This window comes from Pseudomonas sp. KCJK8993, assembly GCF_046230915.1.
Lineage (GTDB): Bacteria > Pseudomonadota > Gammaproteobacteria > Pseudomonadales > Pseudomonadaceae > Aquipseudomonas > Aquipseudomonas piscis.
This window is the reverse complement of sequence record NZ_JBJJLO010000002.1, coordinates 125,704-142,487: the sequence shown is the minus strand read 5'-3', so window position 1 is coordinate 142,487 and position 16,784 is coordinate 125,704. Positions and strand designations below refer to the sequence as shown.

Sequence of the window (16,784 nt, the reverse complement as noted above, 5' to 3'; positions counted from 1 at the left end):
TTACAGGCCGTTATCCCGAAGCCCCACGGCCTTGAAAAGGTATTCGGCCATTTCCCAGTCTTCCAGCGTGTCGATGTCTTGGACGCGGTGCCGCGGCAGTATGATCGGCAGCGATCGGCTACCGAAAATGACCCGGTTTTCCAACCACGCCGCACAGGTTCCCCAGTAGAACTGCCCTGCATCATGGAAGGCATGTTCAAGATCTTGAGAACGGACAGCGAAGAGCTCGGGATTGAACATATCGACGCGGCCATCCTCTTTTATGCGGATGGCACGTTGAATCGGAAACGCATAGCTGGTCACTGAGAATGCGTAGTCGCCACCCTTTTCCTCCAGCGCCTTGAGCCCCTTGAGGACGTCCTGGCTGCTGATCAGAGGGGCCGTTGCATAGACACAGCACGCATATTGAGGGGTCACACCCTGCTGGTTCAACCACTCGATGGCGTGGCGCACTACCGGCGTGGTGCCCGTGTGGTCGTCGGACAAGGCTGCCGGGCGCATGAAAGGCACGCTGGCGCCATGGTCTAAGGCCACTTCGGCGATATCGGGATCGTCGGTGGAGACGATGACCTGCTCGAAACAGCCGCTGTTCATGGCGGCTTCGATGCTCCAGGCGATCATCGGCTTGCCGCAGAACTCCTTGATGTTCTTGCGTGGAATACGCTTGCTGCCGCCACGGGCGGGGATGATCGCGACGTTCATCCCAGCAGCGCCTGGTTCAAGGCCGCCACGACCTGGTCCTGCTGCTGTTCGGTCATGGTCTGGAACATCGGTAGGCTGATGGCTTCGCGGTAATACTGCTGCGCCTCGGGGAATGCCTCGGGATCGATGCCCCTCTGCCGGTAGTACGGCTGGGTCGGCACCGGGATGTAATGCAGATTGACGCCAATGCCCTGTTCACGCAGGGAGGCGAAGACCTGGGCGTGGGTCTTGTCGATTTTCCCCAGTTGCAGGCGGATCACATACAGGTGCAGGCCGGAGTAGCTGTCCGGATGCTGCCAGGGCGTGGTGACCGGCAACCCGGCCAGGAGCTGGTCGTAGCGACGGGCAAGTACGTGGCGGCGAGCGACGTACTGGTCCAGGCGCTGTACTTGGCTGACACCCAGGGCCGCCTGCAATTCGGTCATGCGGTAATTGAAACCCAGGTCGATCTGCTGGTAGTACCACGGACCATCGGATTCATGGGTCATCTGCGCCGGATCGCGGGTGATGCCATGGCTGCGCAGCAGGGCCATTCTCTCGGCCAGGGCGGCATCGTTGGTCAATGCCATGCCGCCTTCCGCGGTGGTGATGATCTTCACCGGGTGGAAGCTGAACACGGTGATGTCGCTGTACGTGCAGTTACCGATGAACTCATCCTGGTACTTGCCACCCACGGCATGGGACGCGTCTTCGATGATCTTGAAGCCGTAGCGCTTGGCCAGGGCATGGATCGCCTGCATATCGCAGGGTTGTCCGCATAGGTGGACGGGAACGACCACCTTGGGCAGTTTCCCGTCGCGCTCCGCCTGCTCCAGCTTGCGCTCCAGCGCCTGCGGACTGAGGTTGTAGGTCACCGGGTCGATATCCACGAAGTCGACCTGGGCTCCGCAGTACAGTGCGCAGTTGGCCGATGCCACGAAGGTGATGGGGCTGGTCCAGAGCCAGTCCCCGGGACCCAGTCCCAGCGCCAGGCAGGCGATGTGCAGCGCGGACGTCGCGCTGTTCAGCGCCAATGCATGCCGGGCACCAACATGTGATGCCAGCGCTTGCTCGAAACGCGGGACCATGGGGCCCTGCGTGAGAAAGTCGGACTGCAATACCTCCACTACCGAATCAATGTCTGCTTGGGTAATGTCCTGGCGGCCGTAGGGAATCATGGATCAGATACTCCCGATCTTTTCGCGGTTGAGGTCGATCCAGGCCTGCAACTGTTCGCTGCTCATCCATTGGCTGTTGCTGTCGCTGGCATAGACGAAGCCTTCCGGTACCTTCTGGCCGTCCTTGATGCGCTCTTCGCAAGTCGACCAGTTGTTGATCGTCGGCAGGATCTTGAAGTGTTCCGGGTATTCGTAGGTGTAGTAGGCGTCCTCGACGCTGATCATCTGCTCGTGCAGCTTTTCGCCGGGACGGATGCCGACCACTTCCTGGGTTGCGTCCGGAGCGATGGTCCGGGCCAGGTCGGTAACTTTCATCGATGGGATCTTCTTCACGTAGATCTCGCCACCTTCCATATCTTCGAAGGCGTGCCAGACCAGCTCCACGCCCTCTTCGAGGGAGATCATGAAGCGAGTCATGCGCTCGTCGGTGATGGGCAGCACGCCCTTGTCCTTGATCGACATGAAGAACGGGATCACCGAACCACGGGAGCCCATGACGTTGCCGTAGCGAACCACGGAGAAACGGGTCTCGTGGCCACCGGAATAGGAGTTGCCGGCGATGAACAGCTTGTCGGAAGCCAGCTTGGTGGCACCGTACAGGTTGATCGGGCTGCTGGCCTTGTCGGTGGACAGGGCCACCACGCGCTTGATGCCCTTGTCGATGCAGGCATCGATCAGGTTCATGGCGCCATTGATATTGGTCTTCACGCACTCGAAGGGGTTGTACTCGGCGGTCGGTACGATCTTTGTCGCTGCTGCATGCACGACATAGTCAACGCCATCCAGGGCTCGATACAGGCGGTCCTTGTCACGGACATCGCCGATGAAGAAGCGTACGCGCGGGTCGCCTTCGAACTTCTTCGCCATGTCCCACTGCTTCATTTCATCGCGAGAGAAAATGATCACTTTCTTCGGATTGTATTTGGCAAGAGTCATTGGCACGAAGGTGTTCCCGAAAGAACCTGTACCGCCAGTGATGAGAATGGTTTGGCCGGTGAGCATGAACGTTAATCCTATTTATAAGCTTTTAAGTTGAACCAAGGCATCGGATGTACTTTGTTGGAAAGCCACCATGTGCCAACGAAAGATAAGCATTGAGTAAGCATGAATGCCTGGGCTGCACCTACCAGTCCATTGCGCTCCACCAAGAAGAACATCAGCGGAATATTTATCAATCCAGTAATCAGGGTGATCAATGCCAGGCGCGAGTTCTTGTTTTCGAAGAACACATAGTTGGTGACCATGTAGTAGCAGCCGCCAAAGGCGAAGCCCAGTGCGATGTAGATCACCAGCTCGCTGGAGGCCTTGAACTCGCTACCTACCAGGAAGCCCATCACCCAAGGCGCCAGCAGGCCGAAGATGATCGCCATGGCGAACAACAGCCCCATGTACAGATATGAAAAGCGCACTATGCGCGAGCGTGGCACTTCCTCCTTGCTCGAGAGACTCTTCATCAGCCATGGCGCATAGACCTTGTTGAAGGACTCGGTCACCAGGCCGATGACCTGTCCGAACTGCAAGGCCACCATGTAGAGGCCTGCCTGGCTGACATCCAGCAGCCTGACGATGATCAGCCGGTCCGTGGCGACGATGAGCAATCCGCCGATGACATGTGGAATCAGCGGCACGCCGAACTTCAGGGCGTCCAGGCAATGGGCGCGCCATACCACTGGTTTTCTCAGCAGGCCGTCCTTCCAGAGCCAGCAGAATCCGATCGCGCCGAACAGGCCGATGGCAAGCGCCTGGGCCAGCACGCGGCCTTCCCACGCCATGCCGACCACCAGGATCAACAGCAATGAACCACCGGCGTTGAGCAGGCTCTGGCTGATCTGGAAGGTGCCGTATTTCACCGCCTGGCCAGCCACTTGCCACAGCGACAAGCGAATGTTGACGAGGAACTGCAAGCCCGACACCACGACAGCCACCAGCAGCCAGTCCGCGGGCAGGCCGGTGATCTGGGGGAGCCAGGGCCGCAGCCCGAGTGCGACCAGGAAGAGGGTGGCGGTACTGACGACCAGGATGCCCATGCAGGTCACCACGTACTGCGCCAGTTCCTCCTTGGCCAGCTGGAAGTAGCGGACCCCGATGGCGCCATGCACGCTCAGCCCGGTGAATGCGCTGATGATGCTCAGGCAAACACCGAACATGGCGATGCTGCCATAGTCGGCCGGGCTCAGTACCCGGGTCAGAATGGGCAGGAGAAAGAATGGTATCGCCGCATTCAGGACGTTAGCCCCGAAGTAGATCGCGGTGTCGCTCACCAGTTTTCTAGTGTTGCTCATCGATTCGCGACACCGCTGGACACCAGGCCCTCAACAACTTTCAGTTGATCCTCGAGGCTCATGTACGGATGCATCGGCAGGCTCATCACCTGTTCCGCCACTTCGTCGCCCAGGGGCAGGCTGACGCTGCTATCGGCCACCGCCGGTTGCTTGTTCAGCGGTATCGGATAGTGCACGGCGGTGGGAATGCCGAGCTGCTTGAGCCGGGCTTGCACGCTGTCCCGGTTTCCGACCCTGATGGTGTACTGCGCATAGACGCTGGTGTTGTACGGCTCGACGTAGGGCGTCGCGTCGATCCCGGCATCGTGCAACAGGCGTTCGTAGCTTTGTGCCACCTCCTGGCGCAGCAGGATCTCTTTTTCGAAAAGCTCCAGCTTGGCCAGCAGGATCGCTGCCTGCAGGGTGTCCAGCCGGCTGTTCACGCCGACCCGGATATGGTGGTAGCGACGGTCCTGGCCGTGCCGGGCGATCTGGCGCAAGACCACGGCCAGTTCGTCGTCATTGGTGAAGATCGCCCCGCCGTCGCCATAGCAACCCAGTGGCTTGCTGGGAAAGAAGCTGGTGCAGGCGATGGTGGTCAGGTTGCAGGAGCGCTTGCCCTTATAGGTGGCGCCAAAGCTCTGCGCGGCATCCTCGATCACCGGGATGCGGTACTTTGCGGCGATGCCGTTGATGGCATCGTAGTCCGCGCACTGGCCATAGAGGGATACCGGGATGATGGCCTTGGTTCGCGCAGTGATCGCGGCTTCCAGGCGCTGCGGATCGAGGTTGTAGGTACGCGGGTCGATATCCACGTAAACCGGCTTGGCGCCCAGCAAGGCCACGGTTTCCGCGGTGGCGATGTAGGTGAAGCCAGGGGTGATGACTTCATCGCCGGGAGCGACGCCCAGGGCCATCAAGGCAATCTGCAGCGCATCGGTGCCATTGGCGCAGCTGATGCAGTGCCTGGCGCCTGTCAGGTTGGCGAGTTGGGTTTCCAGTTCGGCCACTTCCGGGCCCAGGATGTACTGGCCGTGGGCGAGCACTCGCTGGATGCCTGCGTCGATGCGGTCCTTGATCAGTGCCTGTTGGCTTTTCAGGTCGATGAATTCGATCATGCTGGGCTCTGTTCCTTGCTCAATTCTGTTCCGCGCAGGCTGTAGCGGGCGCCGGTGTGCGCACATGTGGTGGTGGCGTCGCCTTCGACCGGCAGGTCCAGCTGCTCGCCGAACTCGCTCATCCAGCCGATCTGCCGGGCCGGGACGCCAACCATCAGGGCGTAGGCCGGGACGTCCTTGTTGATCACGGCGCCGGCGCCGACAAAGGCGAATTCACCGATGGTCACGCCACAGACGATGGTGCAGTTGGCGCCCAGGGTCGCGCCTTTCTTTACCAAGGTGTCGCGATACTGGTCCTTGCGCTCGATCAGCGAGCGCGGGTTGTAGACATTGGTGAAGACCATGCTCGGGCCACAGAACACACCCGCCTCGAGCGTCACGTTGTCGTACACCGAGACATTGTTCTGGATCTTGCACTGGTCGCCGATCACCACCTTGTTGCCGACGAAGACGTTCTGCCCAAGCGACACCCCCTTGCCGATACGCGCGCCGCCGCAGACGTGCACGAAATGCCACACGCGGGAGCCTTCGCCAATTTGTGCGCCGTCATCGACTATGGCGCTGGGGTGGACTTGATAGGGCATGGGGACCTCAGCGAGCCAGGGAGGCGAGGAATGGATGTCCTTCACCGTCTTGCGCGGCCAGCGGCTTGGCGCAACGGATGAACTCGACGGTTTCGACGCAATGCCGCGCATCTTCTATGCCGTAGCCTTTGCCGTCCAGGATGGCTTGGTAGCTGACGGTATGCAGGTCGGTAAAACCTTCGGAGAACTCTATTTCCTGCCCATCGACGGTAATCGAGCGGTAGGTGGGTTTCTTGCCCTTGACGGCGTCAGGCAGGTCGTTCTGGTCGATCGACAGGAACCAGCGGACACGGGCGTTTTCATATTCCAGGTAGCCGGCAGCCTTGTAGGCATCGCTGTAGTGCACGACATTGCGCTGCAGCTTGCCGAAGATGAAATGCAGCATGTCGTAGAAGTGCACACCGATGTTGGTGGCCACGCCGAACGACTTGCGCAGATCGCCCTTCCAGCTCTCCATGTACCAGTTGCCGCGGGAGGTGATGTAGGTCAGTTCGACTTCATGCTTGTGGTCACGCTGCTCGTTGCGGACCTTTTCCTTGAGATCGATGATCGCCTGGTGGTGACGCAATTGCAGGATGTTCCACAGGCGCTTCCCGGTTTCGCGCTCGGTCAGGGCCAGGTCATCGAGCAGGGCGCTGGTGGGAACCAGCGGTTTCTCGCAGATGACATCGCAGCCCAGGCGCAGCGCCGCGGTGATATGCGGGTGGTGCAGGTAGTTGGGGGAGCACACCGAGACGATATCCAGCGCCGTGGCCGGATCGCGCTTCAGGCGCCAGGCGTGGTCATAGAAACGCTCGAATTCGGTGAAAAACTCACTGTGTGGAGACAGGCTGTCGATGATGCCGACCGAGTCATTGATGTCATAGGCACAAGCCAGCTCGTTACCCGTGTCCTTGATGGCTCGCATGTGGCGTGGGGCTATGTAGCCGGCTGCGCCGATCAGGGCAAAACGTTTCACTAGGACGCTCCAAATACAAGGTCCCGGACGCGCCGGGACTGGAAGAAATCAAGCCTTGACGATATGGGCTTCGGGTTGGCGGTACTTGCCGCGGCTATCGATGATCAATCGGGCACTGGCCTTGATCAGCTCGTAGTCGAACTTGTCGTGGTCGGTCGCCAGGACCACGGCGTCGAACTCGGCCAGGGTGCTGGCGGTCAGGGGCACGCTGGACAGATCGAAGTGGTGTTCGCGCATCTTCGGGAACACTGGGACATGCGGGTCGCTGTAGGCGACGATGGCGCCCTTGGCCTCCAGCAATTCCATGATCTCCACGGATGGCGATTCGCGCATATCGTCGACATTCTTCTTGTAGGCGATACCCAGCACCAGGATACGGCTGTCCTTGAGCGCACGGCGGCCATCGTTCAAGGCGTCCACCAGCTTGTTGACGACGTATTCCGGCATGGCCTGGTTGACCTCGCCGGAGAGCTCGATGAACCGTGTATGCAAGCCGTACTCGCGGGCCTTCCAGGTCAGGTAGAAAGGGTCGATCGGGATGCAGTGGCCACCCAGGCCGGGGCCCGGATAGTAGGCGGTGAAGCCGAAGGGCTTGGTCGCCGCGGCGTCCACCACCTCGAAGATATCGATGCCCATGCGATCGGCGACCACCTTCATTTCATTGACCAGGCCGATGTTGACCGCCCGATGGATGTTCTCCAGCAGCTTGGTCATCTCGGCGGCCTTGGTGGAACTGACCAGTACCACCTTGTCGATCGCCTGCTCGTACAAGGCGACGCCCACCTCGAGGCAGGCTGCAGTATGGCCGCCCACTACCTTGGGAATGGTGCGGGTCTCGAAGTCGGGGTTGCCCGGGTCCTCACGCTCCGGCGAGTAGACCAGGAAGATGTTCTGGCCGACCTTGAGGCCTCCCTCTTCAACGCGAGGCAGCAGTTCTTCCTCGGTGGTTCCTGGATAGGTGGTGCTTTCCAGCGATACCACCTGGCCGGCGCGCAGGTAAGGCTTGAGCGAGTCGGTGGTGTTGATCACGAAACTCATATCGGGTTCGCGATACTTGTTCAGTGGAGTGGGAACACAGAGGATCAAGGCATCGCATTCGCTGACACGGCTGAAGTCCACGGTCGCTTCGAAGCCGCTGGCGTGGGCCGCGGCGATCTTGCTGGCGGGAATATGCTCGATGTAGCTCCGCCCTGCATTCAGTTGGTTGACTTTGTCCTGATCGACATCAATACCCAGCACACGAAAACCGATTGCGTTGTAGCGCAACATCAACGGCAGACCGACATAACCCAGCCCGATAATACCGATCAGCGCTTCTTTGCTCTTGAACTTCTCAATGCTTGCTTGTTTGATGTCTGGCATCAATTAAAACTCCAACTGGACTTGCGTCTTAATATTTAATAAGTGCTTAACTTCAACTTTTAATAGGCTGGAAGTTTTAACTTTGAATGATTGGAAATTAATTGCTAGAACCCGGGGTGGTCTCAGGCTGGAGATACGAGGGGGGCCGGGCCTTTAGCATGTCTGACGTTTTCACAAGATCTTTCTCACCCATCCTATGAGCACGGCCCAAGCTCGCGGGGCGCCTATGCCAAGCCCCTTGCAGCGAGAGGCGGCCATCGACGATGCGATTCCATGCCTCCGGTACCCTGCATAACCCCGTTTTGCCCGAATCTAGTTCTTTGGCGGGGCATTTTACCTCTATTCGGGGAAATGTCCGATAGCCTCATTCAGGACTTCTTTGCTAACGCGTCGGATTCTTGCTTCCTGCGGGCCTTCTGCATGCTCAAGTACGGGGTTTGGCAGGGAACGGTTCCAGCTGAAAAAGCTCCAGGGAAGGGCGGTCGCGCCCTGGTCGAAAAATGATCGATGTCATGAGAGCCTTGTCGTTCAAGGGGTGTACTGGCTTTCGCCCAGGTTATCCACAAGCGATTCCACAGGGATTGGGGGTAAGCGAGCATGATCGGATGACCGCTTGATGACCCTGGTCAAAAAATAGTCGACCGCCTGGAGGCCACGTTCTGCAAGGGCTTGGATGAGTTTCACGCAGGTTGTCCACAGGCGGTTCCACAGAGAGTGGGGGTAAGCGTGGATGGCCGCGATGAATGAATCGATCCCTGGTCAAAAACTGAGCAGTGCTCTCCAGGCCTTGCAGAGAAAGGGCCGGAGCCGGTTTCCCGCAGGTTATTCACAGTCGGCTCCACAGGGATTGGGGGTAAGCGATTCACGGGAATGTGATGTTGCGAAGTTGTTGATCAAAAAACAGACGATTGGTCCTTAGCCTTGCAGGGCGAGGGCTGTAGAGGCTTTCACTCAGGTTATCCACAAGCGGCTCCACAGCCGGTGTGGGTAAGGCTGTCGGGTCAGCGACAGCCCAGCGACTCCCAGACTCTCTGGGCGCTGTGGTGCAGGATGCCGTGGCGCCGGGCCAGGGCCTGGCGGTCCTTGCTATAGCCGCCTCCGATCACTCCCACCACCGGGATATCCCGGCCCAGGCAATGGCGCATGACTCGTTCGTCGCGCTCGGCCACTCCGGCGTCGGTGAGCTTGAGGTAGCCCAGGGCGTCGTCCCGATGCACGTCGACCCCGGCGTCGTACAGCACCAGGTCCGGCCGGTACAGCGGCAGCAGATAGTTGAGGGCATCGTCCAGCACCTCCAGGTACTCGGCATCGCCCATGCCCATGGCCAGGGGAATGTCCCAGTCGCTCTGGGCCTTGCGCGCCGGGAAGTTCTTTTCGCAGTGCAGCGAGACGGTCACCGCATCGGCGGTGTGCTGCAAGATCCGCGCGGTGCCGTCGCCCTGGTGCACATCGCAATCGAAGATCAGCACCCGCCCAACGCGCCCGCTCTCCAGCAGGTAATGGCTGATCACCGCCAGGTCGTTGAAGATGCAGAACCCGGCTGGATAGTCGTAGTGGGCGTGGTGGGTGCCGCCGGCCAGATGGCAGGCCAGGCCGTGCTCCAGCGCCTGCTCGGCGGCCAGCAGCGAGCCGCCAACTGCGCGCACGGTGCGCCGGGCCAGGGCTTCGCTCCAGGGCAGGCCCAGGCGCCGCTGGTCTTCCCGGGACAACTCACCCTGCATGTAGCGTTCGATATAGCCAGGGTCGTGGGCCAGCGCCAGGACTTCGGCCGGGCACAGCTGTGGACGCAGCAGGTCGGTATCCCGGGTCAGGCCGCTGTCCACCAGGTGGTCGCGCAACAGGCGGAACTTGTCCATGGGGAAGCGATGTTCCGGGGGGAATTCCGGGCTGTAGTCGTCGTGGTAGATCAGCGGCAATGTCATGGCATTTTCTTAGAAGGACCCGTGAAGGATCCTAACAGCGATGTAGACTTGCACCCATTAAAATGGAGGGCACCGATGGAGCCGATATTGCAACTGGAAAGCGCGCGCCTGGTGCTGCGCCAATGGCGTGACGATGATTTGCAGGCTTTTGCGGCGATGTGTGCCGATCCCCAGGTCATGCGCTACTTTCCGGCACCCTTGAGTCGCCTGGAGAGCGCTGCCTTGATCGGTCGCATACGTGGTCATTTTGCCGAGCATGGTTTTGGCACCTGGGCCCTGGAGCGCAAGGATAACGGCGCCTTCATCGGTTTTACCGGCCTGGGCGTGGTGGGTTTCGAAGCGCCTTTCACCCCGGCGGTGGAGATCGGCTGGCGCCTGGCCCGCGAGCACTGGGGCCTGGGCTATGCCAGCGAGGCGGCCTGGACGGCGTTGCGTTGCGCGTTCGAGCGCCTGGCCCTGGACGAAGTGGTAGCCTTCACCACCCGGACCAACCTGCCGTCGCAGAAAGTGATGCAGGCCATCGGCATGCAGCATGTCGTCCAGGGGGATTTCGAACATCCCAAGCTCGCCGGCGATCACCCGTTGCGCGAGCATGTGCTGTACCGCATCACCCGTGAACAATGGTTGGAAACCTTGCATGGATAGCAATCGCGCATGTTTAGATGTGCCGATGAGGTTGCTTGCCCCCGAATCGATTTGACCGCCGCAGCCGAGATTGCGCGGTTTTGCTCTGTGTGAGGAGAGTCTGAATGAGTCATGTGCTGGATGATCTGGTCGATCTTTTGACCTTGGAACCCATCGAGGAAAACCTGTTTCGTGGACGCAGCCAGGACCTGGGTTTCCGCCAGCTGTTCGGTGGCCAGGTACTCGGCCAATCGCTGTCCGCCGCCAGCCAGACGGTAGAGGAGGCGCGCCACGTACACTCCATGCACGGTTACTTCCTGCGTCCCGGGGACGCCGCCTTGCCGGTGGTCTACCAGGTGGACCGGGTCCGCGATGGCGGCAGCTTCAGCACCCGGCGCGTGACGGCGATCCAGAAGGGCAATCCGATCTTCACCTGCAGCGCTTCGTTCCAGTACGACGAGCAGGGCTTCGAGCACCAGAGCAGCATGCCCCAGGTGGTCGGCCCGGAGAACCTGCCCTCGGAGCTGGAGATCGCCACCCAGCGCGCGCACCTGATTCCCGAGCACATGCGGGAAAAGCTGCTGTGCCCCAAGCCCATCGAAGTGCGCCCGGTGACCGAGAGGGACCCGTACAACCCGCAGCCGATGGATCCGGTGAAGTACGTCTGGTTCCGCGCCGACGGCACCCTGGCCGACAACCCGGCGCTGCACAAGTACCTGCTGGCCTATGCCTCGGACTTCGGCCTGCTGGTCACCTCGCTGCTGCCCCATGGCAAGTCGGTCTGGCAGAAGGATATGCAAGTGGCCAGCCTCGACCACGCCCTGTGGTTCCACGCCGACCTGCGTGCCGATGACTGGCTGCTGTATGCCATGGACAGCCCGTGGGCCGGCAATTCCCGGGGCTTCTCCCGGGGTAGCGTGTTCAACCGTGCCGGCCAGTTGGTCGCTTCGGTGACCCAGGAAGGGTTGATCCGCCATCGCAAGGATTGGGCATGAGCCTTTCGGATATCGAGCATTGGGTGTTCGACATGGACGGCACCCTGACCATCGCCGTGCATGACTTCGAAGCGATCCGCCAGGCGTTGTCGATCCCGGCCGATGAAGACATCCTCACGCACCTGGCAGCCTTGCCGGCGGACGAGTCCGCGGCCAAGCATGCCTGGCTGCTGGAACACGAGCGCGACCTGGCCCTGGGTTCGCGCCCGGCGCCGGGAGCGGTGGAGCTGGTGCGAGACCTGGCCGGGCGCGGATATCGCCTGGGCATCCTCACGCGCAATGCCCGGGAACTGGCCCACGTCACCTTGCAAGCCATCGGCCTGGCCGACTGCTTCGCCCAGGCCCATGTGCTGGGCCGCGACGAGGCCCCGCCCAAGCCCCATCCCGGTGGCCTGCTGAAGCTGGCCCAGGCCTGGGATGTAGCTCCGCAGCGCATGGTGATGGTCGGCGATTACCGCTTCGACCTGGACTGCGGCCGCGCCGCCGGTACCCGCACGGTGCTGGTCAACCTGCCGGACAACCCCTGGCCGGAACTGACCGACTGGCATGCGCAGGATTGCGCGCAGTTGCACCGCCTGTTGCGCGCTTGAGGCCGGGCGCGGTTCTACTTGAACAGCGCCGCCTGGCCCTGGGCCGAGGTGAACATCTTGTCCCCGTCATGGCCGACCCCCGGCACCTCTACCAGGCGCTGGGCCAGCCCCTGGGGATGACGCCTTAGCAGGTAGTCGAAATAGTTGTGCCCGCGCGCCAGGCGATAGGCGCCCTGGGTCTCGGCGGCGCAGCTCTGGTCCAGGGCCGGGTGCCGTGGGTCGATGTCCTGTTGTCCCAGCAGGTAGGTGATATCCCGTCCCGCATAACGCTGCTCCAGCTGTTCCGGCATTAGCCGGGCGATATAGGCCGGGCGTCGTTCCAGGCCGTATTTCCACTGGTTGAATCCGCGGCAGGCGGCTGGCCCGATGGCTACCGGGCGCCAGGCGTCGAAGTAGGCGTAGGACGAAGGATTGGCGACCACGAAGCGCAGGCCGATTCCGGCCCGCTGCAGTTCGGCAGGGTCACCGCTGGCCAGGGCGTAGCGTTGCACCACCTGGGCACCGCCCGAGTGGCCGGCGACCACCACTTCCCGCAGGTTGGGAAAGCGCTGGCGATCGCCCAGGCGCAGCAGGATGGTGTCCAGTGCCGCGTAGGAACTCAGCGGCTGGGGGGCGGTGGCGGGCTCGCCGCCCATCCAGGCGTTGCCCTGCCAGCGCAACAGGCTGCTGGGCAGGTGGTGGCGGGCAATGTCGTGCTGATTGAGAAACTGCGGGGCGATCACCAGGGTCGTGGCCTCTTGCCCGGCCAGCCTGGCGGCGTTCTCGCCGCTGTGCAGGTAGGTCTGGGCGTTGCGCAGGCGGCCATGGACGATGACCAGGGCCCGCTGTATGCCCGGCAATGGCTGGCGCCAGTCCTGGCTCAGGCCCAGGGCCAGTTCACCGGCCGGCAGTTCCAGTCGCCCGGGGCTGATGATCTTGACCCCATGCCCCGCAGCCTGGGCGCCCAGGCTGCCCAGGCACAGCAGCGCCGCGAGCAGCCGGCGCATCTACAGGCTCTTGGCGGCGAAGGTGTCGCACTGGCCGACCTGGCCCTGGCTGAAGCCGGTCTTGAACCAGCGTACCCGCTGGGCCGAGGTGCCGTGGGTGAAGGAGTCCGGTACCACCCGGCCCTGGCCTTGCTGTTGCAGGCGGTCGTCGCCGATGGCGTTGGCGGCGTTCAGGGCTTCTTCCACGTCCCCGGGTTCCAGCCAGTTCAAGCGTTTTTGCGCGTGGTAGGCCCAGACGCCGGCCAGGCAGTCGGCCTGCAACTCCTGGCGTACCAGCAGGCCACCGTCGCCTTCCATCTGCCGACCCTGCTGGCGGGCCGCCTGCATCTTGGCCGAGACCCCGAGCAAGGTCTGCACGTGGTGGCCCACCTCATGGGCGATCACGTAGGCCTGGGCGAAGTCGCCAGCGGCGGAAAAGCGCTGGGCCATTTCCCGGAAGAAATCCATGTCCAGGTACACCTGGCGATCGGCTGGGCAATAGAAGGGGCCGCTGGCCGAAGTGGCGGCGCCGCAGGCGGACGTGACCCGGCCACGGAACAGGATCAGCTTGGGCGCCTGGTATTGGCGGCCGGCCTGCTGGAAGATCTGGCCCCAGGTGTCCTCGGTATCGCCGAGGATCGCGCGGACGAATTCCGCCTGTTCATCGTTGGCCGGTGGCGCCTTGCGTTCCTGGGTGGTGGCCGGGGCCGAGACCTGGCCGCCGCCCTGGCTGAGCAGTTGCCCGAGGATCTGCAGCGGGTCCTGGCCGGTGGCCCAGCCGATGCCGACGATCAGCACGATCGCCGTCAGGCCCAACCCCTTGCCCCCGCCAAAGCGCAAGCCACCGCCGCCACCACCGCCGCTGTCATCTCGCACATCCACGACGTTGTCGCTGCGCCGGCCTTTCTTCCAAAGCATGGGGGAGTCCTCGTTTCTTCTGCTGGTCAGTGTTGCTGCTGGCTGGAACCGGCGCCAGTCCGGTCGTCAGGGATTTTTGCCCACGCTACCATGGCCGATACCGGGTCGGCCGGTTGCAGACGCATTTTGGGGCTCCCTATTGAACATCGATACCCGCATCAAATTCCGTCACCTGGTGGGTTTTCTTGAAATGGCCCGCCAGGGCAGCCTGGCCCGGGCCGCCGATGTGCTGGCGGTGAGCCAGCCGGCGATGTCCAAGACCCTCAAGGAACTGGAGACTTTGCTGGACACCCGCTTGTTCGAGCGCAGCAAGGCCGGGCTCAGCCTGACCGAGGCCGGGCGGGCCTTCCTGCGCTATGCCGGCCCTTCGGTGCAGGCCCTGCGGGAAGGGGTCAGCAGCTTGCGCGGTGGCGAGCATGCCGCGCAGGCGGTGCGTATCGGCGTGCTTTCTACGGTGGAGGGCCTGTTGCTGCCGGAGGTGCTGCGGCGTTTGCACCAGCGGCATGGGGCGCTGACGCTCAGCGTGGTCACTGGCCCCAGCGCCTACCTGCTCTCGCAACTGCGGGTCGGCGACCTGGACCTGGTGGTGGGGCGCATGACCGAGAGCCCGGAGATCCAGGGCCTGAGCTTCGAGCACCTGTACAACGAGTCCATGACCCTGGTGGTGCGCCCCGGGCATCCGTTGGCCTGCGGGCTGCTCGACCGTGGGGCCGTCGGTCGTTATCCGTTGGTGCTGCCGCTGGCTGGCACCAGTATCCGCAAGCATGCCGACAGCCTGTTCGTGCAGTGCGGCATCGCCCAGTCGCCACAACGCCTGGAAACCCTGTCGCTGGCCCTGGGCCGGCGCTACACCTTGTCCAGCGATGCGCTGTGGATCGCGCCGCTGGATGCGGTGCGCCTGGACCTGGCCAGTGGCGAATTGCTGGAGCTGGACCTGGGGTTGCGCGAGCCCGGTGGCTCGGTGGGGATCTCCAGCAATGCCAGCCTGCCGTTGCCGCTGGCGGCGCAATGGGCGGTGCAGGTGTTGCGGGAGGTCGGGCTGGCCTATCGCGAGGGGCGATATCCTTAACCTTATGGTTATGGATGAGCGCCGGCTTTTCAATAGTCCGCCGGCCTGGTTTGTTTGAAACTCTGCAAGCTGCGCTCCAGAACTCAAACAACAGGAGATCGACATGTCCGATGCAGACGGCAGTCGCTTCGTGATTCGCGACCGTGATTGGCACCCCAAGGCCCTGACGCCCGACTACAAGAGTTCCATCACCCGCTCCCCGCGCCAGGCGCTGGTGAGCATTGCCCAATCGCCCAGTGAAACCGGTGGTCCGGACTTTTCCCAACTGCGCCTCGGACGCCTGGACAACGACCTGCTGCGCAATTTCGACAACGGCGGCTTGCCGGTGGGCGAGCGGATCATCGTCGCCGGGCGGGTATGCGACCAATACGGCAAGCCGGTGCCCCATACTCTGGTGGAAATGTGGCAGGCCAATGCCGGCGGCCGCTATCGGCACAAGAACGACCGCTACCTGGCGCCCCTGGACCCGAATTTCGGCGGAGTCGGGCGGACCCTCACCGATCGCGACGGCTACTACAGCTTCCGCACCATCAAGCCCGGACCCTATCCATGGCGTAACGCTCCCAACGACTGGCGCCCGGCGCACATTCATTTCTCCATCAGCGGTCCGGCGATCGCCACGCGGCTGGTCACCCAGCTGTACTTCGAAGGCGATCCGCTGATCCCGCTGTGCCCGATCGTCAAGTCGATCGCCAGCCCGGAGGCGGTGCAGAGCCTGATCGCCCGGCTGGACATGAGCAATGCCAACCCCATGGATTGCCTGGCCTATCGTTTCGACATCGTGCTGCGTGGCCAGCGCCGGACCCATTTCGAGCACTGCTGAGGAACCCGCCATGCCCGTTCGACTGTTGCCGGAAACCCCCTCGCAAACCGCTGGGCCCTACGTGCATATCGGCCTGGCCCTGGCCGCCGCGGGAAATCCCGCCCGGCCCGAGGAAATTTGCAATCGGCTGGCCAGGGAAGATGCCCCGGGCGAGCACATCCTGCTGTTGGGCCACGTCTACGACGGCAATGGCCACCTGGTACGCGACTCGTTCCTGGAGTTCTGGCAGGCCAACCATGAAGGCATCCATGACCCGATCTTCGATACGGAAAAGCCCTTCAACTGCTTCGGCCGGGCCGCCACCACTTTCGATGCTGGAGAGTGGATCGTGCATACAGTCAAGCCTGGAATTGTAAACAATGCCGCCGGCCTGCCCATGGCACCGCATATCAACGTGCTGCTGTTCGCCCGGGGGATCAACATCCACCTGCACACCCGGTTGTACTTCGCCGATGAGCCGCAAGCCAACCAGCGGTGCCCGGTGCTGAACCTGATCGAGCAGCCGCAGCGCCGGGAAACCTTGCTGGCGCGGCCTTGCGAGGTCGATGGCCAGCGCGCCTATCGTTTCGACATCCGGCTCCAGGGCGAGGGCGAGACGGTGTTCTTCGATTTCTAGGTCGTTGCCCTGGTGCGCTCCGGCTGGCGGTTCAGCGCGGGTTCCAAGTTGTAGAAGATCTGTAACCGAGGGGGCTGGCGGGCCCCCTCGGCGCTTTCTTTCGCGGCCTGACGCAGCCCA

Annotated in this window: 17 protein-coding genes; 6 read left to right on the top strand and 11 right to left on the bottom strand. The window is 62.3% G+C overall.

Annotated features, from left to right (window positions below; genetic code table 11):
* From pseF to ACK6AU_RS01690, 9 genes are all read right to left on the bottom strand, one after another.
* Positions 1-702 (bottom strand): pseudaminic acid cytidylyltransferase, encoded by a 702-nt coding sequence (gene pseF / locus ACK6AU_RS01730; RefSeq protein WP_185698314.1) that lies wholly within the window; start codon positions 700-702, stop codon positions 1-3.
* Positions 699-1,859, bottom strand: a complete 1,161-nt coding sequence (gene pseC / locus ACK6AU_RS01725; protein WP_185698315.1) for a UDP-4-amino-4,6-dideoxy-N-acetyl-beta-L-altrosamine transaminase — start codon at positions 1,857-1,859, stop codon at positions 699-701. The genes pseF and pseC overlap by 4 nt, the downstream gene beginning before the upstream one ends.
* A 3-nt stretch (positions 1,860-1,862) precedes the next feature.
* Positions 1,863-2,861, bottom strand: coding sequence for a UDP-N-acetylglucosamine 4,6-dehydratase (inverting) (gene pseB, locus ACK6AU_RS01720; RefSeq protein WP_185698316.1), 999 nt, complete (start codon positions 2,859-2,861; stop codon positions 1,863-1,865).
* Positions 2,862-2,872: 11 nt separating this feature from the next.
* Positions 2,873-4,141, bottom strand: a complete 1,269-nt coding sequence (locus ACK6AU_RS01715) for a lipopolysaccharide biosynthesis protein (RefSeq protein ID WP_185698317.1) — start codon at positions 4,139-4,141, stop codon at positions 2,873-2,875.
* The gene (locus tag ACK6AU_RS01710) at positions 4,138-5,238 is read right to left on the bottom strand and encodes a DegT/DnrJ/EryC1/StrS family aminotransferase (RefSeq protein ID WP_409297409.1); all 1,101 of its coding nucleotides are present in this window, start codon (positions 5,236-5,238) and stop codon (positions 4,138-4,140) included. The genes ACK6AU_RS01715 and ACK6AU_RS01710 overlap by 4 nt, the downstream gene beginning before the upstream one ends.
* Positions 5,235-5,822 carry a UDP-2-acetamido-3-amino-2,3-dideoxy-D-glucuronate N-acetyltransferase gene (gene wbpD / locus ACK6AU_RS01705; RefSeq protein ID WP_185698319.1) on the bottom strand — a complete coding sequence of 196 codons (588 nt, stop codon included), beginning with the start codon at positions 5,820-5,822 and terminating at the stop codon, positions 5,235-5,237. Before wbpD ends, ACK6AU_RS01710 begins: the two co-directional genes overlap by 4 nt.
* 7 nt (positions 5,823-5,829) lie before the next feature.
* Positions 5,830-6,780: a Gfo/Idh/MocA family protein gene (locus ACK6AU_RS01700; RefSeq protein WP_185698320.1), complete on the bottom strand. Its 951-nt coding sequence runs from the start codon at positions 6,778-6,780 to the stop codon at positions 5,830-5,832.
* A gap of 48 nt (positions 6,781-6,828) precedes the next feature.
* On the bottom strand, positions 6,829-8,142 hold the full coding sequence (gene wbpA, locus ACK6AU_RS01695) for a UDP-N-acetyl-D-glucosamine 6-dehydrogenase (RefSeq protein ID WP_409297406.1): 1,314 nt from the start codon (positions 8,140-8,142) through the stop codon (positions 6,829-6,831).
* A 1,001-nt stretch (positions 8,143-9,143) separates the two neighbouring features.
* Positions 9,144-10,064, bottom strand: coding sequence for a histone deacetylase (locus tag ACK6AU_RS01690; RefSeq protein WP_185698322.1), 921 nt, complete (start codon positions 10,062-10,064; stop codon positions 9,144-9,146).
* A 75-nt stretch (positions 10,065-10,139) separates the two neighbouring features.
* On the opposite strand from ACK6AU_RS01690, the gene ACK6AU_RS01685 reads away from it, so the two are divergent.
* From ACK6AU_RS01685 to ACK6AU_RS01675, 3 genes are all read left to right on the top strand, one after another.
* Positions 10,140-10,709: a GNAT family N-acetyltransferase gene (locus ACK6AU_RS01685; RefSeq protein WP_185698323.1), complete on the top strand. Its 570-nt coding sequence runs from the start codon at positions 10,140-10,142 to the stop codon at positions 10,707-10,709.
* A gap of 104 nt (positions 10,710-10,813) precedes the next feature.
* A complete protein-coding gene (tesB, locus tag ACK6AU_RS01680; protein WP_058437128.1) occupies positions 10,814-11,683 on the top strand; it encodes an acyl-CoA thioesterase II in 870 nt (289 codons plus the stop codon).
* On the top strand, positions 11,680-12,273 hold the full coding sequence (locus tag ACK6AU_RS01675) for an HAD family hydrolase (protein WP_185698324.1): 594 nt from the start codon (positions 11,680-11,682) through the stop codon (positions 12,271-12,273). Before tesB ends, ACK6AU_RS01675 begins: the two co-directional genes overlap by 4 nt.
* A 14-nt stretch (positions 12,274-12,287) precedes the next feature.
* Here the strand turns inward: ACK6AU_RS01675 and ACK6AU_RS01670 are convergent, their stop codons facing one another.
* Entirely contained in the window at positions 12,288-13,259 is a 972-nt protein-coding gene (locus ACK6AU_RS01670; RefSeq protein WP_409297403.1) for an alpha/beta hydrolase, read from the bottom strand.
* Complete coding sequence (locus ACK6AU_RS01665) at positions 13,260-14,156, bottom strand: neutral zinc metallopeptidase (protein WP_409297401.1); 897 nt, start codon at positions 14,154-14,156, stop codon at positions 13,260-13,262. It abuts the gene before it with no gap.
* Between the two features lie 139 nt (positions 14,157-14,295).
* Here ACK6AU_RS01665 and pcaQ point away from each other — a divergent pair, with 139 nt between their 5' ends.
* The 3 genes from pcaQ to pcaG all read left to right on the top strand — a co-directional run bounded on the left by pcaQ (position 14,296) and on the right by pcaG (position 16,664).
* Positions 14,296-15,225 (top strand): pca operon transcription factor PcaQ, encoded by a 930-nt coding sequence (gene pcaQ / locus ACK6AU_RS01660; protein ID WP_185698327.1) that lies wholly within the window; start codon positions 14,296-14,298, stop codon positions 15,223-15,225.
* A gap of 103 nt (positions 15,226-15,328) precedes the next feature.
* On the top strand, positions 15,329-16,048 hold the full coding sequence (gene pcaH, locus ACK6AU_RS01655) for a protocatechuate 3,4-dioxygenase subunit beta (protein WP_185698328.1): 720 nt from the start codon (positions 15,329-15,331) through the stop codon (positions 16,046-16,048).
* A 10-nt stretch (positions 16,049-16,058) separates the two neighbouring features.
* Positions 16,059-16,664 carry a protocatechuate 3,4-dioxygenase subunit alpha gene (gene pcaG, locus ACK6AU_RS01650; RefSeq protein WP_409297398.1) on the top strand — a complete coding sequence of 202 codons (606 nt, stop codon included), beginning with the start codon at positions 16,059-16,061 and terminating at the stop codon, positions 16,662-16,664.
* Positions 16,665-16,784: the final 120 nt, after the last annotated feature.

Coding starts and splice junctions, on each gene's coding strand:
- pseF (WP_185698314.1), bottom strand. CDS start 702: ATGAACGTCGCGATCATCCCCGCCCGTGGCGGCAGCAAGCGTATTCCA.
- pseC (WP_185698315.1), bottom strand. CDS start 1,859: ATGATTCCCTACGGCCGCCAGGACATTACCCAAGCAGACATTGATTCG.
- pseB (WP_185698316.1), bottom strand. CDS start 2,861: ATGCTCACCGGCCAAACCATTCTCATCACTGGCGGTACAGGTTCTTTC.
- ACK6AU_RS01715 (WP_185698317.1), bottom strand. CDS start 4,141: ATGAGCAACACTAGAAAACTGGTGAGCGACACCGCGATCTACTTCGGG.
- ACK6AU_RS01710 (WP_409297409.1), bottom strand. CDS start 5,238: ATGATCGAATTCATCGACCTGAAAAGCCAACAGGCACTGATCAAGGAC.
- wbpD (WP_185698319.1), bottom strand. CDS start 5,822: ATGCCCTATCAAGTCCACCCCAGCGCCATAGTCGATGACGGCGCACAA.
- wbpA (WP_409297406.1), bottom strand. CDS start 8,142: ATGCCAGACATCAAACAAGCAAGCATTGAGAAGTTCAAGAGCAAAGAA.
- ACK6AU_RS01690 (WP_185698322.1), bottom strand. CDS start 10,064: ATGACATTGCCGCTGATCTACCACGACGACTACAGCCCGGAATTCCCC.
- ACK6AU_RS01685 (WP_185698323.1), top strand. CDS start 10,140: ATGGAGCCGATATTGCAACTGGAAAGCGCGCGCCTGGTGCTGCGCCAA.
- tesB (WP_058437128.1), top strand. CDS start 10,814: ATGAGTCATGTGCTGGATGATCTGGTCGATCTTTTGACCTTGGAACCC.
- ACK6AU_RS01675 (WP_185698324.1), top strand. CDS start 11,680: ATGAGCCTTTCGGATATCGAGCATTGGGTGTTCGACATGGACGGCACC.
- ACK6AU_RS01670 (WP_409297403.1), bottom strand. CDS start 13,259: ATGCGCCGGCTGCTCGCGGCGCTGCTGTGCCTGGGCAGCCTGGGCGCC.
- ACK6AU_RS01665 (WP_409297401.1), bottom strand. CDS start 14,156: ATGCTTTGGAAGAAAGGCCGGCGCAGCGACAACGTCGTGGATGTGCGA.
- pcaH (WP_185698328.1), top strand. CDS start 15,329: ATGTCCGATGCAGACGGCAGTCGCTTCGTGATTCGCGACCGTGATTGG.
- pcaG (WP_409297398.1), top strand. CDS start 16,059: ATGCCCGTTCGACTGTTGCCGGAAACCCCCTCGCAAACCGCTGGGCCC.